Origin of the sequence: Salegentibacter maritimus, from assembly GCF_016236915.1 — a bacterium.
GTDB classification, from domain to species: domain Bacteria; phylum Bacteroidota; class Bacteroidia; order Flavobacteriales; family Flavobacteriaceae; genus Salegentibacter; species Salegentibacter maritimus.
Map to the genome: position 1 here is coordinate 1 of NZ_JAEHOK010000039.1, position 11692 is coordinate 11692.

At 35.7% G+C, this 11692-nt stretch carries 11 protein-coding genes; all 11 read right to left on the bottom strand.

What is annotated here, in order from left to right; genetic code table 11:
• Window positions 1-60: 60 nt before the first annotated feature.
• Window positions 61-918 (bottom strand): IS3 family transposase, encoded by an 858-nt coding sequence (locus I6U49_RS16375; RefSeq protein WP_317191834.1) that lies wholly within the window; start codon window positions 916-918, stop codon window positions 61-63.
• Window positions 915-1190: a transposase gene (locus I6U49_RS16380; protein ID WP_198627104.1), complete on the bottom strand. Its 276-nt coding sequence runs from the start codon at window positions 1188-1190 to the stop codon at window positions 915-917. Before I6U49_RS16380 ends, I6U49_RS16375 begins: the two co-directional genes overlap by 4 nt.
• Window positions 1191-1826: 636 nt before the next feature.
• The gene (locus I6U49_RS17310; protein ID WP_394370309.1) at window positions 1827-1997 is read right to left on the bottom strand and encodes a hypothetical protein; all 171 of its coding nucleotides are present in this window, start codon (window positions 1995-1997) and stop codon (window positions 1827-1829) included.
• Between the two features lie 45 nt (window positions 1998-2042).
• Complete coding sequence (locus I6U49_RS16385; protein WP_198629640.1) at window positions 2043-2249, bottom strand: hypothetical protein; 207 nt, start codon at window positions 2247-2249, stop codon at window positions 2043-2045.
• Window positions 2250-2545: 296 nt separating this feature from the next.
• On the bottom strand, window positions 2546-3229 hold the full coding sequence (locus I6U49_RS16390; RefSeq protein WP_198629641.1) for a GNAT family N-acetyltransferase: 684 nt from the start codon (window positions 3227-3229) through the stop codon (window positions 2546-2548).
• Between the two features lie 215 nt (window positions 3230-3444).
• Window positions 3445-6612, bottom strand: coding sequence for a M1 family aminopeptidase (locus I6U49_RS16395; RefSeq protein WP_198629642.1), 3168 nt, complete (start codon window positions 6610-6612; stop codon window positions 3445-3447).
• Window positions 6609-7481 (bottom strand): ABC transporter ATP-binding protein, encoded by an 873-nt coding sequence (locus tag I6U49_RS16400; protein ID WP_198629643.1) that lies wholly within the window; start codon window positions 7479-7481, stop codon window positions 6609-6611. The genes I6U49_RS16395 and I6U49_RS16400 overlap by 4 nt, the downstream gene beginning before the upstream one ends.
• Before the next feature lie 21 nt (window positions 7482-7502).
• Window positions 7503-7706 (bottom strand): helix-turn-helix domain-containing protein, encoded by a 204-nt coding sequence (locus tag I6U49_RS16405; RefSeq protein WP_193711740.1) that lies wholly within the window; start codon window positions 7704-7706, stop codon window positions 7503-7505.
• Window positions 7707-7709: 3 nt separating this feature from the next.
• Window positions 7710-8219, bottom strand: a complete 510-nt coding sequence (locus tag I6U49_RS17315) for a DUF2975 domain-containing protein (RefSeq protein ID WP_198629644.1) — start codon at window positions 8217-8219, stop codon at window positions 7710-7712.
• Between the two features lie 393 nt (window positions 8220-8612).
• The gene (locus I6U49_RS16415) at window positions 8613-9506 is read right to left on the bottom strand and encodes a hypothetical protein (RefSeq protein ID WP_198629645.1); all 894 of its coding nucleotides are present in this window, start codon (window positions 9504-9506) and stop codon (window positions 8613-8615) included.
• A 44-nt stretch (window positions 9507-9550) separates the two neighbouring features.
• The coding region (locus I6U49_RS16420; protein WP_198629646.1) for an HYR-like domain-containing protein at window positions 9551-11692 on the bottom strand (2142 nt) is incomplete at its 5' end.

Genomic DNA, 11692 nt, shown 5'->3' on the forward strand with positions numbered 1-11692 from the left:
TAAAGTACCCCCATTTGTTAGGACAGCTTTGCTGCTAAATTAAGTTCTATTTTTCATTTATCAAGCAGCCTTTCTTTTTTGGTTTAAATATCGGTTATAAGGTATTTCATTTTCTATTCCCTGGTGCCTTCTTTGGTGGTTGTAAAATTTAAAATAGGTATTGAGTTGTTGGTACAGATCTACTCCAGATTCTGGAGGATTTAAATAAATACTTTCGTACTTCACACTTCTCCAAAGCCTTTCTATAAATACATTATCGATAGCTCTTCCTTTTCCATCCATACTGAGTTTAATATTTTTAGATAGTACCCTGTGGGTAAAGATCTCTGAAGTAAACTGGCTTCCCTGATCGGTATTAATGATCTCAGGAGTCCCATGGATTTCAATAGCTTCTTCTAAAGTTTCTTTACACCACTGGGCATCCATTGAATTGGACACAGACCAGTTAAGAACATAGCGACTATGCAGGTCTATGATGGCTACCAGATACATAAAACCTTTTCGCATAGGAATGTAAGTAATATCGATCGCCCAGACCTGATTGGGACGGTCTACTGTAAGATTCCGCAATAAATAAGGATACACCTTATGTTCTTTGTTTCGCCTGGAGGTATGTTTCCCGGGCATAATAGCTCTGAGTCCCATAATCCGGGAATAGAGACGTTCAATACGCTTTTTATTGACTTTATACCCTTTATCCAGGGTAAGCCAGGTATGCATTCTCCTGGCACCTTTAAAAGGATGATGGGTATAATGTTCATCCATCAGGCGCATCAGTTCTAAATTAAGTTTACTTTCTCCACGAGGTCTATAATAGATTCCACTGCGGTGGATGTGCAATAGCTTGCATTGCTGCTGGAGGCTGAGCTTGGAATGACCCTTGCATATCATTGTTCGACGCTCTTCTAAAGGTTTTATCGCAAGGCGTTTTTTAAAAAATCATTCTCCACTTTAAGCTCCCCAATCACCTTAAGAAGTTGGTCTTTCTTTTCCTCTTCTTCTGATTTTTTTGATTTTTCCCCTTTTGAAAAAACAGTATCGGCCTCATTTAGGAAATTGCGTTTCCAGGTATTGATCTGTTGTGGAGTAATCTCAAATTTTTGTGCTAGTTCCTTGACCGTTTGACGCTCTTTCAAGGCTTCAAGAACTACTTTCGTTTTAAACTTTGAGGTAAATTTTCTTCGTGTCATAATACAGTAAAATTAAGGTTATTTTTGAACTTAACTTACTGTCCTAATTTTTGGGGGATGATCACTACTCCGGTTCGCTCAATATAAAAGGGGTGAATTCTTTGTTCGAGCACCATGGTAAGAAGTTAATGTAGAAAATCATTTTCGCAAGTGTATCGCCTTATGCCGTTGCCAGGAATAAACGCCATTTCAACACAAGCGTGCAGGACAATTCATTATTTTGAGGTTCTATTTTCAAAGACACCTACAGGGTCCAAAAACAACTAACGAGTAAACTTAAATCATTATGTGATTGTATGTTTGATAGTTCATGCTGCCACTATATAGTTCATTAGATAAAACTTAATAATTGCACAGGCTTAGTGTAACCAAAAATAAGGAAACCGTTGTGGTTTAATAGAATTAATCAGAAATAGGAACCTGAGCAGTTAATTTTAGGTTCAGTTTTTACTGAGGCAATCCTAAATCAAAATTAGATAACCAGGGTATAATAGAACCTAAAATGCAATTTTAAAAATACAAGATTATGGCTATTACCAGAATACGGTGTTCACAATTAATCTTATCCTATTTTTGAAGTAAAATTATTAAGCTTAAAGAAAATCGTTAAATCACTGATCTTTTATATTCTTCTTTCTAGCTATAACCTTCCTTTTTAAGTTTTAGCTCAAGGATTTCTCTTTGTAGGCCCTCAATGCATTTAAGTTCATTTGAAGTGAAACCGTTGTTTGTTAAAATTTTTCTTGAAGCTATATTTTTAGGATCAATAATAGCGAATATTTGCTTTATTGATTTTTGTCTCCTCACAGTATTAATTAATGTTTTTGCAACAAAATCTGCAATTCCTTTTCCCTAATATTGAGGCGAAAGCATATATCCAATCTCCACTCCCTGACTATTTCCCTCATAAACTTCCAGCTTAGCTATTCCTAAAAAATCATTCGTCTCATTATTCACTACTTTAAATTTCTCAAAGTTTTTGTTCAAGCTATTCTCTTTAATCAATTTTTCAAAATCGGTTTTAGCTTTTTCTAATTCGATAGATTTTCCGGTAATCATCTCATTACTTTATCATCATTTACCATCTTAAAATACCCGGAAAAATCATACTGAGTCATTTTTACTATTCCAATATTCATATTTATTAAATTATCTGAATTTAGGTTTTCAGCTTGCTAATAAAAGTAACCTGCCTGAAATTCAAAATATTGTATAACCCAATTTTTATTTTCCAAATGAAGCATTACGGGCTTTAAGGCTTAAGCTAAAGGATGATAGTATAATTCTCCTTACAGAAATATATTAAAAGTGAAAATTAAATACAATTACAGTTAAGCCCCGATAAGATTTTGTTTTTATTTTTTTATTAAATTCCAAAAACTAATTTTCCTCCTGGTTAAGAACCCTAACTTTTCATAAAGTTTAATTGCTCCAGTATTTGATTCTGCAACGTGTAAATACGGTATTTTGTTTTCTTTAAATATTTTATTGGCAGTGTGTTTTATTAATTGTTTAGCATAAGCATTTCCTGTATGCTCGGGATGCGTTACCACAGCGCTTATCTCAGTATATTTGTCCATTTTCATTCGCTCTCCCGTTACAGCTACCAGCTTATCGTTTTTATATATGCCATAGTAGTTCCCTAAATTTGAGGTCTTGCTTTTAAAGTATCCGGGCTGAACTAAGTTTACAAGACCGAACAAATCATTTTTTTGCCTGGTCGTTTTAAGTTCTATTATGAGTTCAGAGATTCCAAAGTCAATTTCTTGGTTGAGCAACATTTGGTTACAAACCAATTCTTTTTTGAGTTGTACTTTGTCTGTTAAAATAGGCTTATCTCCAACTACATAAAAATTATCCGTCAATAAAAAGTATTTATTAATTCCCTCTTTAGGTGTTTTGTGGTCTATAAATCCACCAAAAGGACAATATTCTGATTGATAAAATTTTATCCCATGATATTCTAATGAAAGCTTATAGTGTTCTTCGCTTAAAGAATACCAAACAGGGTTATCTAATTTTTCTTCTTCTATTTTCATATCTTGTTCAAAGTAAATACAAAGACTTTAGCTTTGTGACTTACGTGATTAAAATTTCATTTCCATTGCGATAAAATCTTTCAGCTATTTTTATGCTTAATAACCAATATACCAAAAACGGTGAATTCTGATTTAGGAATTCAGCAACAATTAATTATAAACGGTATTTACTCAAGAATCGAGATTTAATGCCTTATTAATTTGCTCGGGATAATTTACTTAAACATCTCTCTAATTTTTTGCTCAAATTTTTCATCAGTCAGTCTAAGAACCTCTTCCAGCAAATCGGTTGACGTGGGTTTTGAATTTGGGTATTTATGTTTGTTTAGAAAAGATCGCAATGCTAAATTTAACTGCTCTTCCCCAATCAATTCACTTAATTCTACAAAAACTATGGCACCCTTGGAATAGGCAACAAAAGCATTGTCTTTAGTGGCTTTCAACAAAGAAAGGTCTTCGTTAAAACCCTTTTCAGCTTCATAGATTTGTTGGTGTATGGCAACACGCTCCAACATGTTGTCTTTGCCGTGCATTTTTTTGTAAATCATCATTTCGGTATACATTGCCAAACTTTCAGTCAACATCGCATAACCCTCTCTAAAATCAGGATCAATTTGGTTTGTGCCCCACCAAAAATGAGCCACTTCATGTCCTGCCAATTCATTGATAACATCCTGATTGTGATCGGCTTCTATATTAGCATTAAATGTCATGTGTTCTGTCATAAAAATTACGCCTGGATAAGCCGTTCCCGCAAAGCCTTGTGTAAACGAGGAAACTTCAGCAAATCGTACAGAGGAAAAAGGATAAGATCCAAAGTATTTGGTGCAATAGTCCAATGAAAGTTTTGTGTTTTCTATAAGATGGTTCACATTGTTTTCGTGCAAAGGATGGTATAAAACCTCAATAGAAATGCCTTTGTGTTGCACTTTTTTAACGTTATAGCTGGCAGAAGAAACCGCAAAACGAAACGGAACGGCATCTGCCCGGTACTGGTAATAATTCCTATTGGCGTCTTGCCATTGCTTCTTTAATTCACCCGTACCAACGGCAATTTGATTCTTATCGGTAGAGATTTGCATGTCTAAACGAATAAAATCATCTACAGTGGTTTTTGGAGCGTCCAATGGCTTCATTTGCGTCTCTTCCCCTAGTGCATGTTGCTTTCGAATGTTTTTATTTGAAATTTCATTGTCGGCATCGTAACCAAATTGTGGAAAATACCGACTAATTCGCATAAATGACCCATTCTCTACAATCGCATTAAAGGGATTATGGCCATTAACAGCCTGCCATTTATAAGCCAACTCGAATTCCAGCTTTGCCGAATCCCGTGCTTGTAAAGCGTGTTTTAATTTCAATTCTGAAATGGAACCATCTAACATTATCGTGTCATTTTTATAGCTAAATAAAAGCGATTTTATCTCAAAGTCTTTAGGAACACTTACAAGCATAGAATCTATAACTTGGTTGTGTGGGTTTACCAACCAATAATTGCCTTTTATTCGGTAAGCCTGTTCTTTAGGAAACAAGTCTATTTTAGTGCTTACCTTTTTAATTGTGGGTTGTGGAAGGTTTTGGTATTTTCGGTAGTCTTTTTCATAAGTGACTTTTTCCAAAATAGCAGCCTCCTTATCTTTAGGCTCATAGCCTTTTAAGAAATTAAATCCACTAAAAAGTGCCATGAATCCACAAACAATAAGGGCAACCAATTTGTTTTTTCTTTTAGCTGTTGTTTTGATTAAATGAGAAACGAAAAACAGCAGCCCAACCAGAGAAAATCCAAAAATTAATCGCCACAAAAAGATTTTTAAGTAAGGTCCGTAAGCTATAAAATCGCTATAAGCACCTTTGTACCCAGATAATATTCTAAACAACGGATTGGAAATGATATTTTTTGAAATAGGTGTAACAAACAATAAGAAAAACAAGATGGAAACCCCTAAAGCAATCGACTTGTTTTTGCTCTTACTATTCAAAAAAAGCAGTATTAAGGAAAGAAGTATAAGTGGCAACGTATTAAAAACAAAAACACCAAAATACGCTTGCCAATCAATGTAGGCATATTGAAAAATAAGCTGAAAAATAATCGCTTCCAACAGCATTAAACCCGTAAGAAAGACAATCAATAACACCATGCTTATGCTGTGTGCAAGTAATCGTTCTCTTGCATAGTAGGTGGTGTTTTGAATAATAGAAAACCCACTGGCGTTTGCGCGCCAAAACACATCATTTGTAAAGTAAACCACCACCAAAGCACCTATAAAATAAGATGTTTCATTAATAGTTTGAGCCAACAAGCCAGAGCTGGCGTATTGTTGTGGCAGTCTAATCCCCATATCAATATCGCCATACATTTCTACACCTACGTAAAATAAGAGCAATACAGAAGCCGAAATAAGCGAGATGCTTTTAAACAAATAAATAAGATCGATTTTCACAAAGGAAAACAGTGCTTTCTGTCTTGTTTTTGGGCTGAATAAAGTGCTTACTTTGGCAAATGAAGCGTCTAAACGTTTGGTCTTTTTAGATGTTAATGCCGTGTTTTTCTTTTTTGACTTTTGCTTAAAAACCGGTAAAAACGAGAATGCACGAATACCCAATTTCACCATGATTAATGAAAGAAAAACAACAAGCAAGCGATTGATCAGTAGCACATTGGTAAACGAAACGGTGCTATAATTTCTTTGAGAAACATCGAAATCTTTGGCATCATAAAAGTAAGCCGACAGCCCAAATATGTCTGTTAAGGCAGACACTTTTTGAGCAAACAGCGATTGCGGTAGCGATTGTGCCATAAACGGTGCGTTTGAAAACATCAACACAATCATATAGGTTATATAAAGCATTAAACCTGCAATAGCCACCAATAATTTATTCTGAAATTTTTTAGCACAAAAAAACAGGATGCTGCATACCAACAAGCTATTTACTACCCCAAAAATCAAAAAAGGATACACATAATACCACAGCTGAAACCCTGCGAGCATTTCGGCATCTATTTGCACATGCAAACCGATAACATAACCAAGCATTAAAGTAAAAAAGCTGAATACAGTAAGTAAAAAGAAGGATAAAAATCGGGCTAAAGCAAAGTCACGCTTCTTTATGGGCGTTGTAAAAACTATCAAACCAAAATTAGTATCACTTTCCTTAAATAATCCTGAAAAAGCCAACAGTGTTGCCATTAAAATAATAATCAGACTTAACAAACCTGTCATAAACCCAACCGAATAGGGCGCATTGGCAGCAATTCCATCGCCAACATTAATATTGAACTTATAACCTGCAAAAAAGCCTAAAACCAAATAAGCCAGGAAAGCAAAACGAGTGGCTGTCTGTTTTAACGAGGCGCGTATATCATTACTTAAAACCGTTTTCATTTTGCACTATTTAAATGAGTGAAGTAAGCGTGCTCTAAATTTGGCGCTACCGCTTGAAATCCGGTTGGACAGGCTTCTGCATAAACGGTTACGTGCATCACCTTTTCAATAAATTGTTTGCTGATGACTTTAAAGTTCGGTTCCAGTTTGGGGAGCTCTTCTTTGTTTATGGCTTTTTGCCATAGTTTTCCGTGCAACGCATTAATAAATTGATTTGGATTTCCTTCGGCCACAATGCTTCCTTGTTTTATGATGGCCATTTGCGAACAAAGATTGCGTACATCTTCCACCAAATGGGTGGATAATAAAATGATGATATCCTCACCGATTTCACTCAACAAAGCATTGAACCTATTACGCTCTTCCGGATCTAAACCTGCTGTTGGTTCGTCTACAATAACAATTTTCGGGTCTCCCAATAAAGCTTGGGCCACACCAAAACGTTGTTTCATTCCACCTGAAAACGTATGTACCTCTTTATTTTTAGCATCTGTTAAATTCACTTTATCCAGAAGAGTCATAATTTGGTTATGACGCCCTTTCTTACCGTGAATGCCCTTTAACTTGGCTAAATGTTCCAACAAATCGTAAGCCGAAACTTTAGGGTAAACACCAAAATATTGGGGCAAAAAACCCAGCTGTTTTTGTATTTCCAATGGTTTTTTTACAATGTCTGTGCCGTTGAAAAACAGTTCTCCTTCCGATGGTTTTTGTAAGCCTACAATGGTTTTCATAAGCGAAGATTTCCCTGCACCGTTAGGCCCTAGTAATCCAAAAATACCGTTTGTTATGTTTAAATTTATGGCATGAAGCGCCTGGTATCCATTGTTGTACACAAGGGATACATTGTTGACTTTCAATGTATTCATAAGGTAATATTTAAAGAAGCGTTAGTCTACATAGTCTATGATGTCTCCCGGTTTACAATCCAGGGCTTTGCATATTTTCTCTAAAGTTTCAAAGCGAACACCTTTGGCTTTTCCATTTTTAAGTATTGATAAATTTGCTGGGGTAATACCAATTTCTTTTACCAACTCTTTGCTCTTCATTTTACGTTTGGCGAGCATAACGTCTATATTTATAATAATAGGCATAGCTTAGATAAATAAATCTTGTTCGTTTTGTAAGGTCAATCCTTGGCTAAATATTTCTGACATAAAAAAAATAAAAACCCCAAGAAGAAGATGAAGAATAACTATTAAGAACAGTTCACTATCAATAGGCATAAAAAACGATGTGAATATGGTGAGTACAGTAGGCAGAAAGATATTGAGATGATAAAACCGCCTTAGATGCACAATATTTTCTGTTGTAAATAACTTGTCTTGGTAGAATACTTTAAAAACATTGCACAACAACCAAAAAAACAAACCATACGCAAAAATTGGAATCAAAAAACAAAAAACCAAATATGTGTTACTGCTATCTAAGATTAAGAACGCCTTTTCTGTAAAAGGATAGGTTATAATTGTTTGGGCATTTTTGATTTGTAAATGGGTGTTCGTTAACCAACTTAATGCTCCGTATATTCCAGTAACTATATACAAGCCTGCCAAAATGCTTGTAATGAAATATAAGATTTTGGAGATAATCATCGTTTTTTGCATATCATAAAATTTAATTTATTTCTTCAAATGTATATAAATTTATTGTAAAACAATATTTTTATATGAATTTAAAATAATTGCAAATATAGCTCCATACAATGAGTAAAACTTTTAAAGAATCTTTATATCGACTTAAAAAGAATAAAATTAGGCTGGTAATTAATCTAGCATTTTCTACTTAATTTTTTATTTCGGGTCGTTTCATTCTTGAAATCAGGTGTGACTTTTTGTAAGTTGTAGGCAGGCCTTATGAGTAAGGACGTGGGTGCATTAGTTTGTAATATTGGTTTTTGCGAGTTTAATTATCTCATGACGCGCCCACGAGGCATTCGTTAGAAACAATTTTTACTCAGGCTATTATGCCCCTTGGCAGCGCCAATAAATCTACCGTAATTATAGTTTAAAGGCATACCGAAGTTTTAAACCAAAAACAAAAGTTCTTATTTCATCTATAAAAGACCCCGAGTTACTATTCTCTCGTGAATTCAATAAACTACTGGCAGAAAAAGCTATTGGATCATGGCTATTATATCTTATAAGTTTCTCTTCAGAAGAAGCACCAGACCGGATGTTGTTAAGCCCATAATCCAGAAAGCCACCTATGTATAAAGATTTTTTATTTTCAAGTATAAGTTTTACACCGCTCTCCAGGTTCAATATAAAACTGGTATTTATATCGAATTCAGATCGGGAATCGTCTATTTCATCAAATTTCCCGAATCCCACAAATCCCGGGCCTTTAAGTTCCACATCATATTGCGGATAATAACCACTGGTGACCAAAGAGGAAAGTCTTGATTTGTATTCAGACTTTAAACTTAGTCCGGCTTTAATACCAGCACCGGCATAAAAGCGAGTTATCCCTTTTGTTTCATATTGAATTTTTAGAGGTATATTTAAAAAGTAAGCATATTGATTCTCATAAAAGTCTTTAGCCTGATATCTAAATTCAAAATTCTCCCCTTCCTGATCCCGGGTTCGATAGGCACCTTCAATAATAGGCAGGTAAACAGATCCTTCTATATATTGTAGCTCTGCACCAGTACCAATACTCCAGTTTTCAGATAAATAAAAGGCATACCCAGCTCCAAAACCAAAGCCGTTTTTCAATTCACTTTTCTGATTCAAGACTTTATAATCCAGTTTTGAAAATGAGCCCTGCAAAAAGAATGAGACTTCATTGTTCGTTTGTCCTAACGCACTACCGGTTACACTTATCAAAACAACCAGTATCATGAGTTTCAATAAAAATCTTTCTTTATAAACTATTATATCTTTATTATTCATCGATATATTAAACTTTAGTGAGTTTTTTAATATGTGAATCTTTCTTATTTCACAATAAACTTTAAGGTCTTATTGATATTCTGGGTTTTTATACGGAGTAAATACACACCTGTTTGAAGGTTATACGGTATAGATATGCGAGTAGTCTTACTATTGGCTTTCAGGTTTTTCAAGAATACACCGTTAAGATTGTGTATAGAAAGTTCCATTGTTTTTAGTTCCTCTTTGGGGAAATCTACGAACAGCTCCATAGTCCCCCCCGATCTTACCGGATTAGGTGTTAAGGTTATATTGTAGGAACTCCTTAACTGAACCCTTGCAATACAGGTCTTTAAAATTTCTCCGTCTTCGGTTTCCATTTCCACATAGTAATCGCTATCAGGATCTAATTGGTCTACCAGATCATTTCCTGCAGAATAATACTGATTGTGGCCAATTACCGAACCGTTTTTATACCACCTGTATTTAACAAACTTATAACCTCCATTAGTTTCCGGATTATTATTCACAAGCAAGACATTATTGAATTTTTGAACAATAATATCATCAAAACTGAACCTCTTTTCAATAATTATAGTATAGGTTTTTGTAATATTCCCATCTTCAGAAGTAACTCTTACCGTCTCCCTGTAAATACCAGGAATTGGAGTTGCCATTATAAATTCATTTCCCTTATCAGTAAAGGCACCAAGGCTAGGTTCCAGTTCAATATGCACTTCATTCTTATCATTTCCACAAACCATAAGATGATAAACCTCTGCATCGGGATTAGGGTACATGATATTGTTGATAGCCACATTATTCAAACGGGCTTCACCACCAATTATCCTAAGTACTCTTACTATTGGGTTTGCTGGTTTATAGTTTTCATTTCCTTCCTGCCTGGCAGTGATAGTTATTTCTCCCCTGTTTAATATTTGTACAAAGCCCCGGGGGCCTACGGTGGCAGGTGGATTTTCGGTATTATAAGTATAGGAGTAAATTATAGGTAACCCCGAACTTGAAGTGGCCTCCAACTGGAAATTATCGTCGGTATATTGATTTCTATCGGAAATTTCATCAAAATTAATTTCCTGAGGCGCCTTTTCTATTGTAAGCTTAGCTGTCAAGGTTTGATCTTGACAACTGGTATTAGCAGAAGTTATAAAAGCTGTAACCTCATAGACTCCAGCATCTACCTGCTCGTTATTCGTATAAGACACTGTAGTACCCTCGGGCAGATTAACTACTTCTAATCCTTTTACAGCACCATCATAAACAAAAGTTTGATCTTCAAAAATAACCTGTGTTAAAGGGGAGTCATTAATAATCACATTTTGCGTCTGGGTTGAAGTATTCCCATTTTCATCTTCATAGGTCCAGGTAATCACTGTTGTTCCTGGTGAAGTGATCGGGAAAGTGGCATCATGGGTTACCATTACCGTGCCTCCACAATTATCGGTCGCGTCTGGTGTAGGCACATCACTTGCTAATACTTCACATTCCGAAGTGATATCAGCTAAAATCGTTTGATCGGCTACCGGGGCGGTTACATCTTTAATAATTACATTTTGTGTTTGCGTTGAAATGTTTCCGTTTTCATCTTCGAAAGTCCACATGATTACCGTAGTTCCTTGCGTGCTGATTGGGAAGGTAGCATCGTTGGTAACCCTTACTGTTCCTCCACAATTATCGGTAGCAGATGGCTCGGTTACATCGGTAGCTAATACTTCACACTCTGCTGTGATATCTGCCAAAATTGTCTGATCGGCTACCGGCGCGGTTATATCTTTAATAATTAGATTTTGTGTTTGCGTTGAAATGTTTCCATTTTCATCTTCGTAAGTCCACGTGATTACCGTAGTTCCTTGCGTGCTTATTGGGAAAGTAGCGTCGTTGGTAACCCTTACTGTTCCACCGCAATTGTCGGTAGCGCCTGGTGTAGGCACATCACCGGCCAGCACCTCACATTCAGCAGAAATATCTGCTAAAATCGTTTGATCGGCTACCGGGGCGGTTACATCTTCAATAATCACATTTTGTGTCTGGGTTGAAGTATTCCCGTTTTCATCTTCATAGGTCCAGGTAATTACTGTTGTTCCTGATGAAGTAATCGGGAAAGTGGCATCATGGGTTACCATTACCGTGCCTCCACAATTATCGGTCGCGTCTGGTGTAGGCACATCACTTGCTAATACTTCACATTC